This is a genomic window from Streptomyces sp. NPDC004435 (assembly GCF_042873895.1).
Taxonomy (GTDB): Bacteria; Actinomycetota; Actinomycetes; order Streptomycetales; family Streptomycetaceae; genus Streptomyces.
In genome coordinates this window covers 1-23,027 of the sequence record NZ_JBIAMB010000014.1, presented here as the reverse complement: position 1 = coordinate 23,027, position 23,027 = coordinate 1, and the positions used below count along the sequence as shown (strand labels likewise).

The window sequence follows — 23,027 nt, the reverse complement described above, 5'->3', positions numbered from 1 at the left end:
CTCCGTGATCCCGAGACCTCCGTGATCCCCGGACCTGGTGGTTCCCGGAACCTCGGTGGTTCCCGGAACCTCCGGGGACCACGGGCCGACCCTCTCAACGTCCTCCGCTGTACAGCCACCGATCCGCTCGGTGACGACGTGAACCCAGGAGTGCCCATGCACCGCCGCCAGTTACTCCGCGCCACCACCGCACTCGGCGTGACCGGGACCCTCGCGGGTGCCGCCGCGACAAGTGCCTCCGCAGCCACCTCGGCCGTCCCCTCTCCCGCACGGTCGGCTGCTGTCCCAGCCGATCCCGGCGGGCCGCTGCGCGTTCATGTCGTGATGTTCGACGGCGTGGAGGAACTCGACTTCGCGGCGCCCTACGAGGTCTTCTCCGCCGCCGGCTTCTTCTCGCAGCGCCCCGTCGAGGTCCGGTACGTCTCGGCCTCCGGTGCCCGCACGGTCACCGCCGCGTACGGCACGGTCGTGCGGGGCATCCGGCGCTGGGACCCCGCGGAGGCGGATGTGCTCGTCGTCCCCGGCGGCGGCTACGCCCGCCGGGACAGTCTGGGGGTGTGGGCGGAGCTGGCCGCCGGCACCCTGCCGCGCGCCCTCGCGGCGGCCGTACGTCCCGGGCTCACCCTCGCCGCCGTCTGCACGGGCGTCATGCTGCTGTCCGGGGCCGGACTGACCGCAGGCCGCCCCTGCACCACGCACCACAGGGCGAAGGCCGACCTGAGGGAGCAGGGCGGCCTCGTGAAGGACGCACGGGTCGTGGACGACGGCGACCTCGTGACCGCCGGCGGCATCACTTCCGGTCTCGAACTCGCCCTCTGGACGGTTCGCCGCGAACTCGGTCCGGACGCGGCACTCGGACTGGAGGCGATGATGGAGTACGAGGCACGCGGCACGGTCTGGACGGCGGACCGCACCGCCTGACACCGGCCCCGGGGCCCGGGCGGCCCGACCGCCCGGCCGCCCAGCCGGCCGACGGCCCGACAGATCCGTTCGCCCGAGGGCCCGATCGCCCGATGGCCCGATGGCCCGAGAACTGTCACGCTCTCCCCCGGCCCGGCTCCTCCCTCCCGCGCCGGCGGGCCCTCTTCGCCGCCGCGCCTCCCCGGCTCACGGTCCCGCCCGTCGGTCCCGCCCGTCGGCCCCGCCAGCCCGTCGGCCGCCACCGTCGGTACCGATGCCAGTCACCCTTCGGTGCCGGGGATCGGGTGAGGCCGGTGAATTCCTCCGCCATTTCTCCCCACCGGCATGCCCGATGTCGCCACGGTGGGAATTCACCCGGCCGAAGCGGTCCACATCCCGGACGGTCCTCTCTCACTCCCGGTGACCGGAAGGCGGTCGGCGACGCCTTTCCGTGACCGTGTGACGATCCACACAATCGCCTCCGTGCCGCCCCCCTTTCCTTCCCGGTGAGACTTCGGCAACTTCGGAAACCCATTGTTGGTGTTGGCGCAACACTCTGCCCACATACCACTGTTACCTGGGAGTTCGTTTAAACGAGTGCTACTCGAACGAGTAGTCACGGCTACTTGAGAGGGTAGTGGCTCGGGCTGATCACGTGTGCCTAAGGTGCGTCACGGAAATCGACCGACGGAACACCGAAGGGAATTGTCGTGACCGCTCTTCGTCGCACCGTTCAGCTCTCCTCCTATCAGCGCGACATCTGGGCAGCGGAATCCCGTCACCCGGGTGACCCGCAATTCAACGTGGTTCTCGACGAACGCCTCGACGGAAAAGTGGACGTGCCGGCGCTGCGGACCGCCCTCGCGCGCACACTGCGCCGTCACGACGCCTTTCGGCTGCGCTTCGGCGAACAGGACGGGGTGCCGTTCCAGTGGGTGGCCGACGACCCGGACGACGGCGAGGCCGCCTGGGCCGCGCGGGTGGAGCTGGTCGACCTGACCGGCGAGACCGATCCCGGCGGCGGCGTACGGCGCTGGAAGGAACGTTCCTTCGTCCGTCCGTTCCCCCTTCGTGACAGCCCGCTCTTCACCGCCGCCCTGTTACGCGAGAGCCAGGACACCGTCCATCTGCACCTCAACGCCCATCACCTGATCGTGGACGCCTGGACGCTCAACCAGGTCAGCCGCGGCCTGTGGGCCGAGTACGACGGACTCACCAGCGCCTCCCTCCCCGAAGACGCCCCCACCCCCGCCCCCGCCGGAGCGGCTGAGACCTCCTCGTACCTCACGTTCGCCGAGGCCGACGCCGCCTACCAGGGATCGGCCGAGCAGGAGCGCGACCGCGCCTTCCACCGGGAGGCTCTGGCCGGCGTCGCCCCCGTCCTGTTCCCGCGCTCCGGGGAGCGGGCGACGGACCCGGCCGAGCGGCGCGGTCACCACACCGTCACCGTCGACGGGGAGCTCGTCGCCCGTATCCGCGCGGGCGGCAGCTCGCCCTTCGCCTACGTCGCCGCCGCGTTCGCCACGTACTTCGCTCGGGTCCACCACGCGGAGGAGGTCGTGCTCGGCGTCCCCTTCCTCAACCGGCGCACCGACGCCGAGCGGGACACCGCCGGCCAGTTCGCCAACAACCTGCCGTTGCGGGTCGCCGTTCCCGACGACGCTCCCCTGGCCGCCCTCGCCGCCGCCGTGCGCGAGCGGACCGGCCTGCTGCGCACTCATGAGCGGCTCGCGCTCGGCGACGTCCTGCGCGACCTGCCCGCGGGCTTCCCCGGCGAGCGCCGCCTCTTCGACGTCACCGTGTCCTACATGCGCTACCCCCGGCCCGAGGCCCTGCGTGACGCCGACCGCGACACCGTCATCACCGCGCCCGTGCACGCCCAGGACGCGCTGTCCGTCATGATCCGCGCCTTCGACGACGACGCGCCGCTGCGTATCGAACTCGACTACGCGCGGGACGTCTTCACCGAGGACCTGCCCATCGAGGAGCTCGGCCGCCACCTGCTGCACCTGCTGCACGCGGGGGTCGAGGAGCCGGAGCTGCCCGCCCGGGCCCTGCCGCTGCTCGACGACGCCGGACGCGAGCGGCTGCTGGCGTTCCAGCACGGGCCCCAGGTGCCGTACCGCGACGACACCACCCTGCACGGGCTCGTCGCGGAGCAGGCCGCCCGGACCCCCGACCGGATCGCCGTCACCGCCGCCGACGGGGGCACCCCTCTCACGTACGCGGAACTCGACGCCCGGGCCAACCGCGTCGCCCGCGCCCTGCGGGCCGAGGGGGTCGGCCCCGGCGACCGGGTCGCGGTGCTCCTCGAACGCGGGACGCACACCGTGCCCGCCCTGCTCGGCGTGCTGAAGTCGGGCGCCGCGTACGTGCCCGTCGACCCGGGCTACCCGGCCGACCGGATCCGCTTCCTCCTCGCCGACAGCCGCGCCAAGGCGGTCCTCACCGGCCCGGGCTCGCCCCCCGAGGACACCCCCGCACCCGCCGCCGCACCCGAGACCCCCGACCCGGCCCTCGAAGCGTCCGCCGAGCCCACGTCGGCTCCGGTCCCCGCCGAGTCCCCCTCGGCTCCGGTCCCCGCCGTCCCCCGGCTGCGCGTCGACCGGCTCGTGACGCGCGGTTCCGGCGATCCCGTCGAGCCGCTCGGCGGCCCCCACGACCTCGCGTACGTCATCTACACATCGGGCTCCACCGGCCGCCCCAAGGGCGTGATGGTCGAGCACCACTCCGTCGTCAACCGGCTCGCCTGGATGCAGGCCCGCTACCCGGTGGGCGCCGGGGACGTCCTGCTCCAGAAGACCCCGATCTCCTTCGACGTCTCCGTGTGGGAGCTGTTCTGGTGGGCCGTCGAGGGCGCGGAGCTGGCACTGCTGCCGGTCGGCGGCGAGCGCGACCCGCGGACCCTGCTGCGGACCGTCGCCGAACGCGGTGTCACCACCGTCCACTTCGTCCCCTCCATGCTCGGCCCGTTCCTCGACCTCCTGGAGGACGAGCCGGCGCTGCGGGGCGGAGCGGGCAGCCTGCGCCAGGTCTTCTGCAGCGGCGAGGCCCTTCCCGCGGCCCGCGTCGAGCAGTTCCACCGGGTCTTCGGCACCGGCGAGGACGCGCCCCTGCTGGTCAACCTGTACGGCCCGACCGAGGCAGCCGTCGACGTCTCGTACCACGACTGCCTGCCGTCCGGCGCCCCCGTCCGCAGGGTGCCCATCGGACGACCGGTCGCCAACACCTCGCTGTACGTCCTCGATCCGCACGGCAGCCCCCAGCCCGTGGGCATCCCCGGCGAACTCCACATCGGCGGCGTCCAGGTCGCCCGCGGCTATCTGGAGCGGCCCGGACTCACGGCCGAGCGCTTCACCGACGACCCGCTCCGCCCCGGCGGACGCAGGTACGCGACGGGTGACCTCGCCCGGCTGCTCGCCGACGGCACGGTCGAGTACCTCGGCCGGATCGACGGCCAGGTCAAGATCCGTGGCAACCGGGTGGAGACCGGCGAGGTCCAGAACGCCCTCGCCGCCGTCCCCGGAGTCCGCGACGCGCTCGTCGTCGACCACACCGACGCCGCCCGGGGCACCGTCCTCGTGGCGCACTACGTCGCCGCGGACGAACTCGACCCGGTCGCCCTGCGCACCGCGCTCGAACGGCGGCTGCCCGCCTTCATGATCCCCGCGTACTTCCTCCGCATCGACCGCATACCCCTCACGCCCAACGGCAAGGCCGACCGCCGCGCCCTGCCCGTGCCCGCCGACCGTCCCGCCCCCGAGGGGCCACGCCCGTACGCCCCACCGCGCGACCCGGCCGAACGCACCCTCGCCGCGGTCCTGTCGGAAGTCCTCGGTGCCGAACGGATCGGCGTCCACGACGACTACTTCGCCCTGGGCGGCGATTCCATCCTCATGCTCCGGGTCCGCGCCCTCGCCGAGAAGCGGGGACTCGCTTTCGACCTCAGCGACCTCGTCCAGCACCCCACCATCGCCGAACTCGCCCCGCTGACCCGGCCCGTGGGCGCCGGCGCCGAACCGGCCGCCGAACTTGCCCCGTTCGCCCTCGTCTCCGGGGTGGACCGGGCCAGGCTGGAGGGCCGCGAGGACGCCTACCCGCTCACCCGGATGCAGCTGGGGCTGATCTACCACAGCGTCGCCCAGCAGAACTCGGCCGTCTACCGGGACGTCTTCCAGTACAGCTTCGCCTTCGCCTGGGACGAGGACCGCTTCACCGCGGCCTTCGACCGGCTGGTGGCCCGCCACCCCGTCCTGCGCTCCTCCTTCGAGCTGGGCGGTTTCTCCGAACCGCTCCAGATCGTCGACGGCACCGTCGACCGCGCCCTCGACGTCGTCGACCTGCGCGCGGCCACGCCCGCCGAGGCGGACGACACGATCCGCGCGCACATCGACGAACGGCGCCACCACCCGTACGTCTTCGAGCGCGCACCCCTCTACCACCTGCGCGCCCACCTGCTGCCCGACAGCGTCGAGCTGGTGCTCAGCTTCCACCACGCCCTGCTCGACGGCGGCAGCGTCGCCACCCTCGTCCGCGAACTCCTCCAGGACTACGCGCACGGCATCGGCGAGGACATCCCGCCCGTTCCCGAGACCCCGCTGCCGTCCCCCGCCCACCACGTGCTCGCCGAACGCCGGGCGCTCGCCTCCGAGGAGACCCGGGCCCACTGGCGCCGCTACCTCGACGGGGCGCCGCTGCTCCAGCTCGACGCCTTCGCCCCGCACGAGGCCCCGAGGGAGCCGGAGCTCATCACCCGCCGGATCGACCTCAGTGCACAACTCGCCTCCGGGGTACGGGACTTCTCGCGCGCCCACACGCTGCCGGTCAAGTCGGTGCTGTTCGCCGCCCACCTGCTGACGCTGCGCCTCTTCTCCGGAACCGGCGATCTCACCACCGGTCTCGTCACCCACGGACGCCCCGACCGGGACGGCGCCGAACGGATCGCCGGCCTCTTCCTCAACACCATGCCGGTCCGCCTCGACACCGGCGCCGACAGCCTGCTCGCCGTCGTCCGCGAGGCCTTCCGCCAGGAGCAGCTCAACCACCCGTACCGCCGCTACCCGCTCAGCGCCATCCAGGAGGACCTCGGAGTCACCGTCCTCGACACGGCCTTCAACTACATCCACTTCCGGCAGCTCGCCGAGGTGTACGCGCTTCCCGGCATCCGCTCGCTGGACTTCCGCACCTGGGAGGAGACCAACTTCTCCCTCCTCGTGAACGCCGTCACCGACCCCGACGACGGGCACATCTGGCTCCGGCTCGACCACCAGGGACGGACCTTCACCCCAGGCCAGGCCGACCTGTACGCCCGGAGCTTCACCGCGATCCTCGACCGGATCGTCCACCACCCCGAGGAGGCACCCGACTTCGCCTTCCTCGCGGCCGAGACCCCGCGCACCGCCGACGGGTCCCCCGGAACCGCGCCCGGCACGACGCCGGCCGCCCCGGCATCCGCCCCCGACGTCGTCCACGCCTTCGCCGCGGCCGCGGCCCGCACTCCCGAGGCCACCGCGCTCGTCCACCGCGAGCGGCGCTGGACCTACGCCGAACTCGACACGGCCTCCGACCGCGTGGCCCACCGGCTGCTCGACCTCGGCGCCGTACCCGGCGACCGCGTCGGCGTCGCCATGGAACGCTCACCAGAGACCGTCGCCGTCCTCCTCGGCATCCTCAAGGCGGGCGGCGCGACCGTGCCGCTCGACACCGGCTACCCGCAGGAACGCATCGCGGCCATGCTGGAGCAGGCCCGCCCGTTCACGGTCGTCGCCCACAGCGCGTACGTGCCGCTGGTCACCGACGCCGAGCACCCGCAGCACATCGTCACCGCCGAGGCTCTGCTCGACGGCCCGGCCGGACGCGGTACGGCCGGGCGGCCCCGGCTGCCCGTCGCCGACCCGGAGAGCATCGCCTATCTGCTCTTCACCTCCGGATCCACCGGCCGGCCCAAGGGCGTGGAGATGCCGCACCGCTCCCTGGCCAACCTGGTCGCCTGGCAGAACGGCGTCCCCAGCGGCGCCACCGGCGGCATCACCGTCCAGTACGCGCCGATAAGCTTCGACGTCTCCTTCCAGGAGATCTTCTCCACCCTCGCCGGCGGCGGCACCCTGCTGCTCGTCGACGAGAGCGTCCGCCGCGACATGCCGGCCCTGCTGCGGCTGCTCGACCGCGAGGGCGTCCAGCGCCTCTACCTCCCGTACGTCGCCCTGCAACAGCTCGCGGAGACGGCGCACGCCCTCGGCACCGTGCCCCGCGCCCTCAGGGTGATCGCCTCCTCCGGCGAACAGCTGCGGGTCACCGAGGAGATCCGCGCCCTGTGCGCGGCGCTGCCCGGCGTCATCCTGGAGAACCAGTACGGCCCCACCGAGTCCCACGTCGTCACCCGCCACACCATGACGGGCGACCCGGCGCTCTTCCCCGCGCTGCCGCCCATCGGCACCCCCATCGACGGAGCCGAGGTCCTCGTCCTCGACGAGCGCCTGAGGCCCGTCCCGGCAGGGGCCAAGGGGGAGATCCACCTGGGCGGTGTCTGCCTCGCCCGGGGCTACGCGGGACGCCCCGAACTCACCGAGGAACGTTTCGTCCCCCGCCCGGGCGGCGCCCCCGGCGAACGGCTCTACCGCACCGGCGACATCGGCTTCACCCTGCCCGACGGCTCGGTCGTGTGCGCCGGCCGCTCCGACAGCCAGGTCAAGGTGCGCGGCTTCCGGGTCGAACCCGCCGAGGTCGAGCTGGCCATCACCGCGCTCGGCGCCGACCACCCCGGCCTCACCGAGGCCGCGGTCGTCGCCCGCAGGCGCGAGGGCAACGACTCCTTCCTCGCCGCCTTCCTCGTCGGCGACCCCGCCCACGCGGACCTGGAGCAGCTCGTGAAGCAGCTCCGCGCGACCCTGCCCGACTACATGGTGCCGTCCCACTTCGAGTGGCTGGAGGCCCTGCCGCTCACCCCCAGCGGCAAGCGCGACGACAAGACTCTGCGGGAACGCCCGCTGACCGTCGCCGCCTCCGCCGACGCCACCGCGCCCCGCGACGCCTACGAGCGGGCGCTCGCCGAACTCGTCGCCGAACTGCTGCGGCTCCCCGAGATCGGCGTCCACGACGACATCTTCGACCTCGGCGGCACCTCGCTCACCGCGATGCGGCTCGTCGTGCTGATCGAGCAGCGGTACGGCATCGCCGTCCCGCTCTCCGAGTTCGTCACCGCGCCCACCGTCGCCGAACTCGCCAACCGGCTGCGCCGCGGCGGCGCCGTCGCCGCCTTCGACCCGCTGGTGCCGATCCGCCCGCAGGGCTCCAGGCGCCCCGTGTTCTTCGTCCACCCCATGGGCGGCAACGTCCTGTGCTACATCCGCTTCGCCCGCCACCTCCACGCCGACCAGCCGTTCTACGCACTCCAGGCCGCCGGGGTCGACCCGGGCACCGATCCGCTGCGCAGCGTCGAGGAGATCGCCGCGAGCTACGTGGACCGCATGCGGGCCGTGCAGCCGGAAGGCCCGTACGTCATCGGCGGCTGGTCCTTCGGCGGCTTCGTCGCCTTCGAGATGGCCCGTCAGCTGCGCGCGGCCGGACAGGAGGTCGAGCGGCTCGTCCTCCTCGACACGACCGCCCTCAACCCCGGCCGCCGGCTGCGCACCGGAGACGACGCCCTGTTGGGCTGGTTCTTCTGGGAGCTGCTGTGGCTGCGCCGCGGCGGCGACTCGCCGCTGGAGCTCATCCCGGCCGAACTGAGCACGCTGGAAGAGAAGTTCGACTTCATCGCGGCGCTGGCCGTCGACGAGGGCGTGCTGCCCGCCGGAAGCACCGGCGCCGTGGTGCGCAGGCTGTTCCACGTGTACGAGGCGAACTGGCGGGCCGCCTTCGCCTACCGGCCCGAGGTCGTCGACCAGGACATGGTCCTCGTCCACGCCTCCGAGCCGCTGCCCGAGGTCCTGGACTCCATGCACACCGCCATCGAGTCCCTCCACCGCGACCCGACCAACGGCTGGCGGGAGCGCACCAGCGGCGAGCTCACCGTCGTCGACGTACCGGGCGACCACCTGACGATCATGGAGGATCCGCACATCGCGCACGTCGTCCACGTCGTCACCGAACTCATCGGGAGCTGACATGACCCAGCACAAGGCGCTCGTCATCGGGGCGGGCATCGGCGGACTGACCGCGGCGGCGGCCCTGCGCCGCGCCGGACTCGACGTCGAGATCTACGAACGGGCGAGTGAACTGAAGGCCGCCGGCTCCGGCCTCTCCGTGATGAGCAACGCGATCACCGCCCTCGCCGAAGCCGGACTCGACCTCGGCCTGGAACACCGCGGCACCCCCCTGACCTCGTACCACGTGCGCACCACGCGCGGGCGGCTCATCCGCGAGTTCCCCTTCCCCGACATCATCCGCAAGGTCGGCGCGCCGAGCGTCCTCATCACCCGCTCCGCCCTCCAGCAGGCTTTGCGTGAAGCGGCGGACGGCATCCCGCTGACGCTCGGCGCGGCGGCGGAGGACTTCACCACGGACACCTCGACGGGACGGGTCCGGGTCCGCTTCGCCGACGGCCGTGAGGCCACGGGCGACGTCCTCGTCGGCGCGGACGGCTTCCACTCCGCCGTCCGGCGCCGACTCGTGGGCCCTGAGGAGTCCCAGGACAGCGGCTACGTCGTCTGGCTCGGCCTCACCCCCTTCAGCCACCCCCGCTTCACCCCCGGCTCCGTCACCCACTACTGGGGCAGCGGCCGGCGCTTCGGCCTGGTCGACATGGGCGGCGGACTCCTCTACTGGTGGGGCACCAAGAACATGCCCGCCGAGCGGTCCCACGACTGGCGCGGAGGCAAGGCCGAGGTGGCCGCCGCGTTCGCGGGCTGGGCGGGTGAGGTGCGGCAGGCCATCGAGGTCACCCCCGAGGACGCCATCCTCGCCGTGCCCTCGCGGGACAGGCCCTTCCTCGAACGCTGGGGCCGCGGTCCCGTCACCCTCCTCGGCGACGCCGCCCACCCCATGCTGACCAGCCTCGGCCAGGGCTGCGGCATGGCCATCGAGGACGCCGCCGTCCTCGCCCGGCACCTGCGCGGCGCCACCGACGTGCCGCGCGCCCTGCGGGCCTACGAGGACGAACGGCGCGAACGCACCCGGGGCATGGTCGCGGCCTCCCGAGCCATCAGCGACTTCGAGCAGTCCGAGAACCCGGTACGGCGGCCCGTGCGCGACGCCTACTTCCGCTTCCTGCCGCGCCGCCGGCTCGTCGGCACGCTCGAAGGCGGACTCACCTTCCCCCGGCCCGCCGCGCCCGCCACCCGCACCGAGGAGCAGTCCCATGCCGCGTGAGCCCCGTACCGGCGCCGCCGTCACCCCGCACGGACGGGCCGTCCTCGTCACGGGCGCCTCCACCGGCCTCGGCCGGGCCTGCGCCCTCCACCTCGAACGGTCCGGCTTCCGGGTCTTCGCCGGAATCCGGGCCGAGGCCGACGCCGGGTCCCTGCTCCGCGAGGCCGCGCACGGGCGGCTGAGCACGGTGAGGGTCGACGTCACCGACGAGAAGTCGGTCACCGAGGCGGCCGAGGAGATCGACGCCACCCTGGCGGCCGACGCCCACGACGGTGCGGACGGCCCCGGCGCCCTGTGGGGGCTGGTCAACAACGCCGGTGTGTGCGTCTCCGCCCCGCTGGAGTGCGTCACGCCCGAACGGCTGCGGTGGCAGCTGGAGACCAACGTGGTGGGACAGCTCGCCGTGACCCGGGCGTTCCTTCCGCAGCTGCGCCGCAGCCGCGGCCGGATCGTCAACGTCACTTCCGGCATCGGCACCCTCGCGGTCCCCTATCTGGGGGCCTACGCGGCCGCCCAGTTCGCCAAGGAGGCCATGAGCGACGTCCTGCGGCGCGAGCTGCGCGGCTTCGGCGTCGGTGTCAGCGTCGTCCAGCCGGGCGCGATCATGACACCGATCTGGACGAAGGTCTCCGATGTGGCCCGCTCGGCACTCGACGGCGCTCCCGGCGACATCGCCGAGCTCTACCGGGCCCGCTTCGAGCGCTTCCTCGCCCACAACGAGCAGCAGGCGAGGGAGAGCGGCACCACTCCGCAGGACATGGCCCGCGCCGTGACCCGCGCCCTCACCGAAGCGGCCCCGCGCACCCGCTATCGCGTGGGGGCGGACGTCCGCCGGGTGGCCCTGCTCGCCAGGCTCCTGCCGGACCGGGCACTCGACCGCTACCTGCGGCCGGTGACCGACTGACGGCGGCCCCCTCCCGAAAGCGACCGCCGGTGACCGGACCTCGCGGGTCCGGTCACCGGCGGTCGCGGGCGGACCGGACGACCAACGTGCCGGCAGGCGCTCGGCTGTTTCCAGCCGAGCGCCTGCCCGTTGCCTTCACCGCTTGGCCGTCCTGTCGCCGCCCGCGGCTCTCCCGCGAGCAGGACGGGTTGTGCTGCCGGTGTCAGGAGAGGCTTTGGAAGTCGCTCCAGCCGCCGTTGCCGACGACGGTGCTCACGCCGGCGGGGTTCGAGTAGAAGTGGAGCTTTCCGTCGCCACTGGTGGCCCAGAGGTCCGACTTGCCGTCACCGTTCGCGTCCGGCACGGCGGTGACCAGCGGACGGTTGGCGACGGTCCAGCCGACGCCGATGACGGTGGAGGCCGATCCGCTCGCGAGCCCCAGGCCGCTCTTGTCGGTGCCGCGGTAGAGCTTCAGCTCGCCGTTGCTCTTGTCCCGGGCGAGGAGGTCGACGTGTCCGTTCTTGTCGTAGTCGCCGGGAGCGACGAGGCTGAGGTTGGTCCAGCCACCGGTGCCGATACGGACGGGGTCCTTGTCCGCGTCGAGGTACTCGCTGGCGGTGCCGAAGACGAGCCAGAGTTCGCCGCCTCGCTTGACGAGAAGGTCAGGGCGGGCGGGCAGGTCGTGGCCCTCGGTGTATACGCCGTCGTTGTTCTTGTCGATCCAGCCGTCGACATCGCCCACGGCGAGAATCTCGCTGGCGTCGGCCCACAGCGGGCGTTCGCTGGAGGAACGCTTCAGGATGTCGAACTTCTTGACGTCGTACTGGCAGAGCTTGGCACCGTCGGCCTGCTCCTGCTTCACCGAGCAGGCATAGCCGAAGCCGTTGTTCGGGTAGAGCCTGAGCTCCTTCTTGCCGTCCGCTCCAGGCACCAGGGCGATGAGGTCTTCGTATCCGTCCTGGTTCCAGTCTCCGCGGCGGGTGATCGAGGCCCCGCTGAAGTCCTGGCCCGAGGCGACGGTGGCAACGGCGTGGCCGCCGTCGCCCTGGCCGCTGTAGAACCACAGTTCGCCGTCGGTGCGGATGCCGTAGAAGTCGGCTATGCCGTCTCCGTTCAGGTCTCCGGGCTTGTCCGGGGTGCCGGGGCCGTTGGCGTAGAACACGTACCGGGTGGTGTTGGAGATGTTTCCGCCGGCGTCGATGGACCGCACGCTGAGGATGTGCCGTCCGACAGCCGGCGGGGTGAGGGTGAGGTTCACCCACGCTCCCGTCTCCTTGCGGACGGTGGCGTCCCAGTCGGTCCAGTACTCGATCTTCGGCGACGCGCCGGAGTCGTGCGCGGTCACGCTGAAGGTTCCTGCCGTGCGAGCCATCCCGGTGGTGGCGGGCCAGCCGTCAGTTCCATCCGGAAACTTCGTAGAGGAGACGGCCGGAGGGGTATCGGGACGGCTGGAGTCGAAGGCGAACTGGCAGGACTTGGTCCATGGGCCGCTGAGCTCACCGTCCTCTGCTCGGGAGTACCAGAAGAAGGTTTCCGTGCCCGCGGCGAGTGCGAGTTCCTTCAGCTTTTCCTTGGTGACGACGAGCTTGGCGCCGTTGCCCGACGTCACATCGACGGTGGTGTTGATCTTCGGACCCGAGTCGTGGTGCCCCTCGGGCCAGAGGACGAAGCGGGCCTTGAGCGTGCCGCTGTCAGGGTCGGAGAAGGTGCCGCGGAGCGTGAGATCAGTGTTGCCCAGTGTCTTGGTGAACATGCCCTGATTGGCGACGCACTCCGTGGTACCCGTGTCGGGGGTGGTGTCGGGGTACCTCACCGCGTTGGGGTACGTGTTGTAGACCGTCCTCAGCTTGGCCGAGCCCGCGTCGAACTTCTTCCAGGCGAAGACGTCGCTTTCGTCGGAGGCACGGAGCCCCAACGTCATGTTGGGCCACTTCCCGTTCTGTGCCTTCACCGCCTCAGGGGTGACGTCGAAGGCCAGGTCGCCCCCGGGGCACGCGCTGCTCCAGCCGCGGGCGTCGTTGACGACGTAGCTCTTCGTCGCCCACATGTCACTGTTGTCCTGGTTGTCCCAGGTGGTCGCCGAAGAGATCCCGCCGGTGAGCCAGAGCTCGACCGGGCGATGCTCGCAGGACCAGGACCAGTTGTTCTCAATGAAGAATGTGGACCACTTGATGTCCTTCTTGGTGTTCCACAGGTTGTTGGTGTCCATGCGGAAGAAGGAGCGGGCGAGGCCGTTGGTGACGTTCTCATAGCCCGCACGAGCGGTGTTCGTGCCGACAGACCCGTCAGAGTTGTGCCAGCCCGCCCCGCCGAAGTAGGCCGTGTTCGGAGTGCGCTTGTACGCGATGGCCCAAGCCTCCCGGGCACCGGGAATCGCGTACTCGGGGTCGATGAACACCGGGTAGGTCGTCTTCTGGCCGGTGAGCAGGGACTGGTCCGGAGTCAGCGAGAGCGAGCCGGCACCGACAGAGACGCCCAGATCGGCCTGCTTGGCTGCCTGGCCAGGCTCGAAGGGATTGTCGGCTGAGGTCGCCCGAGCCCGCGCCATCGCCGTCCGAGCGAGGCCGGTGGGCGCAGAGCTGTCCCACATGCGGGGCGCCGGAGCGGTGAAGACTTCCTGACCGAGCGAGTTGGTCGCGGTCAGGTTGCCGTGACGGTCCGTCGCCACATCGACGCCGTCGGTGGACATGCCGAAGCGGATGGTCTTCAGCGCGGGATTCGCGGCAGCCTCGGGCGTCTTGACGACCAGGAGCTGGCTGAACCCTGAGTTACCCGCGCGCAGAAGCAGATCGACGCCCGGCAGCACCTCGGGATAGGTGGCGGTGTCACCGTCGAGCCTCGGCTCCGGAAGCGCCTTCGGCCAGCTGAGAGCGAACGACTGGTTGTTGTGGCCCAGCGTGACGGTCGTCCCCCTGCCACCGGCGGAGAACGAGATGTCGGCCTTGGTCGCGCGCGTGGTGACGCGACCGTCATCGGTCCTGGTGAGCGTCGTGTCGATGGGAACCAGAGCGTTGTCCTGCATCGTCCACCGGGGAAGCACATAGCGGTCTTCGGTGAACGTGCCCGACGCGTCGACGAACAGCTGAGAGTTCTCGGTACGACGAGCGACGACTTCGGCCTGCCCGCCGGTCTCCCTCGCCTGCCGGATGGCGAGTTCCTCGGGCGACGGCGGCGGTGAGGCCGTGAGCCCCGCTTCAGTGGCATCGGCGGCAGGAGCGGCCTGTGCCAGCGGCACGAGTGCCGTACCCAGCAGTGCCGCTGCCGTGGCGGTTACGACGGCGGCGGCCAGCACCGGTCTCTTTCTGTTGATTCGCTTCTTCACGCTTTCCCCTCCCTGGGTGGATCGAACCGAACACTAGATCGTGCGGAGGGCGGTTCTGACGTCAGGGGGCACGCCTCTGCGGCTTGTCAGCATTTCGTCCACCCGGTGCAAATTGGGGCTGACATGGGGGCTGACCTGCAACTTTGATCTCGACCTGATTTATTCGCATCCTATTTTTCGATTAGCTGTTCTCTTTCGATCTTGAACTTGCTAACTTCGGCCGGTTGACGATCTGCATGTATTGCGCATGCATCAAAGGGGTGGGGCAACCGCACATGAGAAGAACATCTAGATCCGGTCAAATGGCCGGGACGGTTTCAGTCCTGACGGCTGGGTTTCTGGCAGCGGGCCTGCTGGGCGGGCCCGTCGCAGCCGCTGCCGTCGCCTGGACGCCGGACGCACCGAAACAGGTCGACCCCATACAGGTCGAACCGGTGACGCCTCGCGCCACGAAGGCCGGCGGTCGGGCAGCTACCGACACCACCTGGAAGGCTCCCGACGTCACATGGCCCGCCGCTGCCGCGGGCGAGCAGAGCCTCAACCAGGCATCCGTACTCCGGCGATCCGCGAAGACCAGCGCCTCGCAACTTCCGCTGGCCGATTCGACCGTCTCCGGTGTCCGGGTCTTCCAGCCAGGCGCGAGGAGCGGAGAGAAGGCTCGGGTCCGCGTTCTGGATCGGAAGGCTGCGGATCGGCTCGGGGTCGAGGGCGTCGTGCTCGCCGTCCAACCCATGCAGACCTCGACGGGGGACGTCGAGGTCGAGGTCGACTATGACGCCTTCCGCAACGCCTACGGCGGCGACTGGGCCTCGCGGTTGCAGCTGAAGGCCCTGCCCGCGTGCGCGCTCACCACCCCCGAGGCTGAGGGGTGTGACAAGACGACCGACCTGCCCACGGTCAACAACACCGAGACCGGAAAGCTCAGCGCGCCGGTTTCCCTCTCGGCCATGGCCGGAGAAGCAACCGTGCTGGCGGCCACCGCCAGTGCCGCCGGTGCCTCCGGCAACTACTCGGCGACGCCCCTGTCCCCTTCCGGTTCATGGTCGGCGGGCGGCAGCAGCGGCGGCTTCAACTGGAGCTACGACCTCACCGTTCCCGACGTCCCCGGCGACGTCAGCCCCAAGCTGTCCATCGGCTACAGCTCCACCTCGCTCGACGGACGCACCGCCGCCACCAACAACCAGCCCGGCGGCATCGGCGACGGGTGGACGATGGAGCCCGGCTACGTCGAGCGACAGTACGTGTCCTGCATGGACGACAAGGCGGGGAGCAACTACGCGACCGCCAGGGTCGGCGACCTGTGCTGGAAGAAGGACAACGCCGTCCTCAACCTCAACGGCCGCACCAACCAGCTGATCAAGGACAGCGCCACCGGAAAGTGGCACCTGGAGTCCGACGACGGCACCACGATCGAGAAGGCGGTCAGCGTCGCCGGCAACAACTTCGGCGACAACAACGGTGACGACAACGGCGAGTACTGGAAGGTGACCACGCCCGACGGCACCCAGTACTACTTCGGCGCCAACCGTCTGGACGGCTGGGTCTCCGGCAAGTACGAGACCCGTTCCACCTGGACCGTCCCCGTCTTCGGCAACCACGATGGCGAGCCCTGCTACAACGCGTCCTTCAAGGACGCCTGGTGCCAGCAGGCCTGGCGGTGGAACCTCGACTACGTCGTCGACCCGCACGGCGACGCCATGACGTACTACTGGGGCGAGGAGACCAACCACTACGGCCGCAACGTCGACCCGAACACCGGATCCTCCACCGCCACCGAGTACGACCGCAGCGGCTACCTGAAGCGCATCGAGTACGGCCTGCGGACGGACACCGTCTACACCCAGGCACCCGTCCGGGTCGCGTTCAACTACTCCGAACGCTGCATCACAGGCTGCACCACCTTCGACGCCGCCAACGCCAAGAACTGGCCCGACGTACCCTTCGACCAGTACTGCGCCTCCGGGACCGAGTGCAAGAACCGCTACTCGCCGTCCTTCTGGACCCGCTACAAGCTCACCACGATCGTCTCCCAGGACTGGTCGGGGAGCGCCTGGACACCAGTCGACACCTGGGCGCTGGACTCGAACTTCCCCGGAACCGGCGACGGCACAGCGCCCCTGTGGCTGAAGTCCATCACCCGCACCGGCCACACCGGCACGGGAGACGTCACACTGCCCCCGGTCGGCTTCAACGGCACCTCGCTGCCCAACCGGGTGCTGGGAGCGACGACCGGCGGCAAGCCCGACCCAGTGCCCGCTCTGAGGCGGTACCGCGTCACCGCGATCCACACCGAGTCCGGCGGCACCATCGGCATCGGCTACACCCCTCAGGACTGCTCCGAGAGCAGTGTTCCCTCGCCCTCGTCGAACACCCGGCGCTGCTACCCCGTGAAGTGGTCCCCTCCCCAGGCACCCGGTGAGAACTACGAGCCCTATCTCGACTGGTTCCACGCCTACGCCGTGGAATTCGTCCTCGAAGAGGACAAGACCGGCGGCGCCCCGGCCAAGCGCACCGGATACAGCTACCCCGGCGGCATGAAGTGGACGCTGGCCCAGGATGACGAGTTCACCAAGGCCGAGCACCTCACCTACAGCGACCGCAAGGGCTTCGGCCTGGTGCAGGAGCGTGTCGGCGCGGACCCCTTCGCGAAGACACTGAAGGAGTACCGCTACTTCCGCGGCATCCCCGGTGACGAGGTCAAGGACAGCAATGGGACTCCTGTTGCGGTCACTGATCACGAGGCGTTCGCCGGCATGGTTCGCGAAGAGGCCACCTACAACGGCGACGGCGGCGAGCTGGTGAGCGCCACGAGCTACACCCCCTGGGTGTCCGCCGCGACCGCGACCGAGAACCGCGCCGGAGGACTGCCCGCCCGCCACGCCTACATCACCGGCGGAGCGAAGGAGAGAACCCGAACCGCCGTCGGCCAGGGCTGGCGCACCACTGAGACCCAGCGGACCTTCGACGGAAACGGCAACCTCCTCACCGAATCCCGGCTCGGCGACACCGCCAAGTCCGGCGACGAGGAGTGCACCACGACGACCTACGCGCCCGGTGACATCCTCGGCCTGCCTTCCGAGATCAAGACCGTGGCGAAGCCCTGTGGTTCGCCGACGATGCTGCCGGCCGACCTGATCTCCACCGAGCGCCGCTACTACGACAACGCGACCACGCTCACCGCTGTCCCGGTGAAGGGGGACGTCACCCGCCTCGACGAACAGGACGCCGCAGGCACCGGGCACCTCACCACCGCCAAGCACACCTACGACCAGCACGGTCGTGAACTCACCGACACCGACGCGCTCGGCAACACCACGACGACCGCGTACACCCCGGCCACGGGCATTCCCACGTCCGTAAAGGTCACCAACGCGCTCAACCACGCCACGACCACGACCTACGACCCGTTGCGCGGCGTCGCCACGGCGACCGTGGACGCCAACGGCAAGCGCACCGACGCCGTCCATGACGGCCTCGGCCGTGTCCTGAAGGTCTGGCAGCCCGGCTGGCCCAAGGCCGACCACGCCACCCAGCCGTCGGTCGCCTACGAGTACAAGATCTCCAAGACGCAGGCCAACGCCGTCACCACGAAGACGCTCAGGCAGAACGGCGAGTACCGCGTCACACACACGCTGTACGACGGCCTGTTCCGCGCGCGCCAGACTCAGGCCCCGGCCTACGGCACCACCCACACTGTCCTGACCGAGACCCGCTACGACACCCGCGGCTGGGCCTGGAAGAACTTCGCCGCCTACTACGGCGACGTCGCCCCCTCCACCAACCTCTACACCGCCAAGGAGGAGAACCAGGTCGACAACGTCACCAAGAACACCTACGACGGCCTGGGCCGGGTCACCAAGGCAGCCTCCTACTACCTCGGCGACTTCAAGTGGGAGACGAACACGGCCTACGACGGAGACCGAGTCACCGTCACACCGCCGAAGGGCGGCACGGCCACCACGAAGGTGACCGACGCGAGAGGCCGCACCACCCAGCTCACCCAGTACGCCGGCGCGGGACAGACCCAGCCGCAGACCACGACCTACACGTACGGCAAGTACGGCGAGCCGACGTCGGTCACCGACCCGGCCGGCAACACCTGGTCGTACACGTTCGACAGCCGCGGGCAGAAGACCGAGGTGGACGACCCCGACAAGGGCCTCAGCACCCTCACCTACGACGCCCTGGGCCGGATCGTCACCGCGAAGGACGCCCGCAACACCACCCTGACCACGGTCTACGACAAGCTCGGGCGCAAGACCGAGCTCAAGAACGGCACCACGACCCTCGCGAAGTGGACGTACGACACACTCGCCAAGGGCCAGCTCACCAGCAGCAGCCGATACGCCGACGGCGCCGAGTACAAGGAACAGGCCGGCGGCTACAACGACCGGTACCAGCCCACCTCGTCCAGCCTCACCGTCCCCACAGCCGCAGGCGGCCTCGCCGGCACCTACAACTGGGAGTACGGATACGACGAGAAGACCGGCGCCCTGCGCTGGACGGAGAACCCGGCGATCGGAAACATCGGCGCCGAGACAGTCATCACGAGCTACAACGCCGAAGACCTTCCGTACCGCACCACGCGGGGCGGCGACATCGTGCTCGTCGCCAACGTCACATACGACCACTTCAGCAGGCCCACTCGCACCGAGTTCGGCGACTCCCTCGACAAAAAGGTCTGGCGGGACCAGGCGTACGACCCCCACACCGGGCGGCTCGTCGAGCGCGTCACCGACCGCTACCTCGCACCCCAGCGCGTCGACCGGTCCCTCTACACCTACGACCCCGCAGGCAACGTCACCGGCATCACCAGCACCACCGGCCAGGACGCCACCGCGTCCACCGACCGCCAGTGCTTCACCAACGACCAGCTCGGCCGGCTGACCGAGGCTTGGACGGCGAAGACCGACTGTGCCACGGCACCGAACACCGCCGGCGTCGGCGGTCCGGACGCGTACTGGCTCACGTACGGGTACGACAAGCTGGGCAACCGCACCGAGCAGCAGGACAAGCTCACCGGCGCCACCACCGCCTACACACCCGGCGGATCCGCGCGACCGCACGCGGTGGACCAGGCAACCGTCACCGGCGGCCCGGACAACGGACGCGTCAGCACCTTCCAGTACGACGCCACCGGCAACACCACCCACCGCACCATCGGCACCCGGACCCAGAACCTCACCTGGGACGCCGAAGGCCACCTCGCCACCCTCACCGAGGCGGGCAAGACCACCAGCTACCTCTACGACGCCGACGGCAACCGCCTCCTCGCCAGGAACGCGGACGGCACCAAGGTGCTGACCCTGCCCAACGGCGACGAACTGAAGCTGGCCGCCAACGGCACGACGAAGACCGCCACCCGCTACTACACCCACGCCGGCGAGACCGTCGCCGTCCACACCGGATCGGCCATCTCCTACCTCGTCGGCGACCACCAGGGCACCGCCCTGACCGCCATCGACGTCAGCACCCTGGCCGTCACCCACCGCAAGCAACTCCCCTTCGGCGAGCTGCGCACCTCCCAGCCGACGGCCTTCGGCACCCGCGGTTTCGTCGGCGGTACCAACGACCCCACCGGCCTGACCCACCTCGGCGCCCGCGAGTACGACCCGGCCCTCGGACGCTTCCTCTCCGTGGACCCGATCATCGACTTCGCCGACCCCGCCCAGATGAACGCGTACTCCTACGGCCACAACAACCCGCTCACCAAGTCGGACCCGACGGGCCTGCGCCCCGACGGCCCGGTCGGCGGCAACGGAGCCCTGGACTACTACTGGGCCCAGGAACGAGGCCTGACCACCGGCGGCTACACCCAGAAGAACGGCAAGTACGTCTGGGTACAGGAGCCGCGCAAGGACCCCGAGTCCCAGCGCAAGTACAAGGCGTACCGGGCGGATCCGGCGAACTACAAGGTCTTCCACTACGACGCCGAGAAGAATGCTCAGGCCAAGAAGGAGGCTGACGACCGAAAAGCTGAGAGGGAGGCCGCAGCACAGCGAGAGAAGGACAAAATTTGGGGAAATATCAAGAAGGGGAACTTCAGTGCGGCATGGGATAACACCAAGCATGAAGTATGGGACGAACGTCTTGCCAATCCCGAGTGGCTCACAGAAACGGGCGTCCATGAGGCGATCGGGATAGGTGTAGGTTTCGCTGCCGGATTCGTCGCGGTAGCGGCTTGCGGTCCCGCTGCGATCGTTTGTATTACGGTCGCAGGCGCTGCTGCGGGAGCGCTCATCGGAACCCCCGCCCACCTCCTCGCTGACAAGGCAATGGGGAAGACGACGACGGCCTCAGATGCTGTTGGTTACATCGGGCAATCCGCCGCCAGTGGGGCGCTTCAAGGCCGAGTGCGAGACGCTACGGGTTCTGGACTGGCTGGATGGGCGACACGATCGCTCTGGTCACGGGCCACGAACACGTGGTCACGGGTGATGGGCTGAATGCCTAGCTGCCCAGTTCGAAGAGGAGAGCGATGACTGAACTCGTACTGAGGAGAGGCGTGCCTCTCAACCGTTGGCGAGCCCCTGCAGCAGTTGCTGCTGCGTATGCGAACGGTGCTAGTTCTCGTGGTGAATGCATACTCACCAGGGGGCCCGGTCCGAGGGACCTGCCGTCCGACATTGCTGATGGGGCGGAGCAATGGGGCATCTCTTTGAGGGGCGTCGACCGCCTCAAGGTCGACCGACTCGCTGCTCCTGGACGGCTGTCGAGGATGGCGGTCTTGCACGGCTGTGAGGGAATACTGGACGGGAAACCTTTCCAAGTGTCCGCCACTTCTTCCCTGTTGCCCTCGCACCGATCAGTAACGTTCAAGGGGGAAAATCTCGATGTGACACTTGTGCCACACAAGATCGGGCTCCGTCTGATAGAGGGCGGCGAGCCTGTAGGCAAGCGGATTGGCGGGCGATGGAATTTGGGCGACCCGTCGGATCTGGCCGTTCTGTCCGTCTGCCTCTTCGAATGGGCCGACTGGGACTTCTTTTTGCGAACCCCAGTGATGCGGCTTCTGTAGAGCCGATCACGTTACGGAATGGCGTCCAGCAAATTTGCTACTGGAGGCGAAGATCCCTCGTGAGTGGGCCTCTTCCATCCTGAATAGTTGCAGGTCAGCAACGTGTGAACGGCCTGGACGAGGGTGCTGAATCGTCGGGTGGAGCATCTGGCCCGGCGGAGCAGTCGCCAGGACTTCAGCTGGGCGAAGGCGCGTTCACCGGGAGCGCTCAGCCGGGCGTGGTCGCCAGCCCGCGGGTCTCTCGCCGTCCCAATGGCGAGAGACCCGCAAGGGCATCGCCCGTTTCTCGCATCATGAACCGCATGGCGGCGAGATCCGCCGGCGCAGCAGACAGCGCCAGGTACCTCGAGAGACGGTCGCGTCCGTCTCGTCGCGTACGAGCGGGACGGCCGCGGCAGCGATGGGCTCTGTCGATGGCGACAAAGGGGCGAGGACCGGGTCTGCCGAAGTCGACGGTCAGTCCGACCCCAACAACTGGTTCGCCGGCTTCTCCGATGACCTCGCGGCCGCCGCTGTTGTGCTGGCCGGCGCGGACACGGCGGCGACGCAGCCGGACCCAATGTGGCGCGGGTGCTGCGCGCGGGGGCGAGGCTCCGGATACCCTTCTTGCGCTTGTATCACCCCGTGCGCCGTCGGCCCCGAGGGGTTCGGTTCGGACGTATGGGCCGATGACCGGCAGCTGGCGGTTCATCTCCGACCATCGTGACCTGTACGAAGCACGTCGGCTGTGCCAGGTGCTGAACGTGCCGGCTTCCGGCTTCTACCGGTGGGTTGTCGCAGCAGTAGGGCCGCGCGGTGGGCTGCCGACGACGACCTAATGCCGCATCGAGCGACCTTCGCCCTGTCATGACGTGTCGTCCGGTTCCTGTGGTGGACAGCACGTGACCGTCAGAATGATCACGTGGCTGAACGCGTGCGGGTCCGTGAGATCGATGACGACGAAGGCAGGCGGCTGCTGCGGATCGTCCGCCGGGGCACCGGTTCGGTGGTGACCTGGCGGAGGGCCCAGTGAGCGTGATCAACAGGCCCTGCCTGGAAGCATCACGTCGAAACGGTGCGCGAGGAGGTCAACGCCGACGGCAGCATCACCTTTCACTGAGCTCTTTCAGAGTGGCCACTGATCGAGTGACCCAGACCGAGTCAGGATGAGGACCGCAACGCACAGGGCTCCCGTGCCGTTGAGGGAGGTGTTCGAAGTCTCAACCCATCGGCACAGGAGCCCTGTTGGTTCCCCATCCTGCCGCACTCGACCTGCCGCACGCCCTGGTCGAGTGGGTATCCATGCTCATCGTCACCCGTGAGGGTGACCGACGCTGCAAACTGCCGCCCCACCAGCGTGCCCTCGTGGGGCTGGTCTATCTTCGGCGGCACGACACGCTCGCGCAGATCGCGGCCGGCTTCGGCATATCCGTCGGCACCGCCCACGCCTACGTCAAAGCCGTCGTCCAACACCTGTCCGGTCGGGCACCCGGCCTGCTGCGGGCTATGCGCGAGGCCGATCCCGATCATGTCCTGCTCGACGGGACGCTCGCCGAGTGCGACCGGGTCGGCGACAGCCGGGCCGACTTCTCCCAGAAGCACCGCCGTCACGGCGTGAA

Annotated in this window: 7 protein-coding genes and 2 pseudogenes; 7 read left to right on the top strand and 2 right to left on the bottom strand. The window is 69.8% G+C overall.

Going from position 1 to position 23,027, the window contains the following annotated elements; all coding sequences use genetic code 11:
• The first annotated feature begins 156 nt into the window (after window positions 1-156).
• The 4 genes from ACFYT9_RS24580 (at window position 157) to ACFYT9_RS24565 (ending at window position 11,110) form a co-directional block, all read left to right on the top strand.
• Entirely contained in the window at window positions 157-921 is a 765-nt protein-coding gene (locus ACFYT9_RS24580) for a DJ-1/PfpI family protein (RefSeq protein ID WP_389167228.1), read from the top strand.
• Window positions 922-1,610: 689 nt separating this feature from the next.
• On the top strand, window positions 1,611-9,002 hold the full coding sequence (locus ACFYT9_RS24575; protein ID WP_389167225.1) for an amino acid adenylation domain-containing protein: 7,392 nt from the start codon (window positions 1,611-1,613) through the stop codon (window positions 9,000-9,002).
• A 1-nt stretch (window position 9,003) separates the two neighbouring features.
• Window positions 9,004-10,206, top strand: a complete 1,203-nt coding sequence (locus ACFYT9_RS24570) for an FAD-dependent monooxygenase (RefSeq protein WP_389167223.1) — start codon at window positions 9,004-9,006, stop codon at window positions 10,204-10,206.
• A complete protein-coding gene (locus tag ACFYT9_RS24565) occupies window positions 10,196-11,110 on the top strand; it encodes an SDR family oxidoreductase (RefSeq protein WP_389167220.1) in 915 nt (304 codons plus the stop codon). The genes ACFYT9_RS24570 and ACFYT9_RS24565 overlap by 11 nt, the downstream gene beginning before the upstream one ends.
• 202 nt (window positions 11,111-11,312) lie before the next feature.
• Here the strand turns inward: ACFYT9_RS24565 and ACFYT9_RS24560 are convergent, their stop codons facing one another.
• A complete protein-coding gene (locus tag ACFYT9_RS24560) occupies window positions 11,313-14,381 on the bottom strand; it encodes an FG-GAP repeat domain-containing protein (RefSeq protein ID WP_389167218.1) in 3,069 nt (1,022 codons plus the stop codon).
• Between the two features lie 761 nt (window positions 14,382-15,142).
• Between ACFYT9_RS24560 and ACFYT9_RS24555 the strand changes: the two genes are divergently transcribed.
• Window positions 15,143-20,857 carry an RHS repeat domain-containing protein gene (locus ACFYT9_RS24555; protein WP_389167215.1) on the top strand — a complete coding sequence of 1,905 codons (5,715 nt, stop codon included), beginning with the start codon at window positions 15,143-15,145 and terminating at the stop codon, window positions 20,855-20,857.
• Between the two features lie 649 nt (window positions 20,858-21,506).
• Here ACFYT9_RS24555 and ACFYT9_RS24550 read toward each other — a convergent pair.
• Window positions 21,507-21,653, bottom strand: a pseudogene (locus tag ACFYT9_RS24550) (IS5/IS1182 family transposase); the annotation flags it as partial.
• A 158-nt stretch (window positions 21,654-21,811) separates the two neighbouring features.
• Between ACFYT9_RS24550 and ACFYT9_RS24545 the strand changes: the two are divergent.
• Both ACFYT9_RS24545 and ACFYT9_RS24540 read left to right on the top strand, forming a co-directional pair.
• A pseudogene (locus ACFYT9_RS24545) lies at window positions 21,812-22,014 on the top strand (penicillin-binding protein); the annotation flags it as partial.
• A 639-nt stretch (window positions 22,015-22,653) separates the two neighbouring features.
• Window positions 22,654-23,027, top strand: a 374-nt coding sequence (locus ACFYT9_RS24540; RefSeq protein WP_389167212.1) for a transposase family protein, incomplete at its 3' end; no start/stop codon positions are given.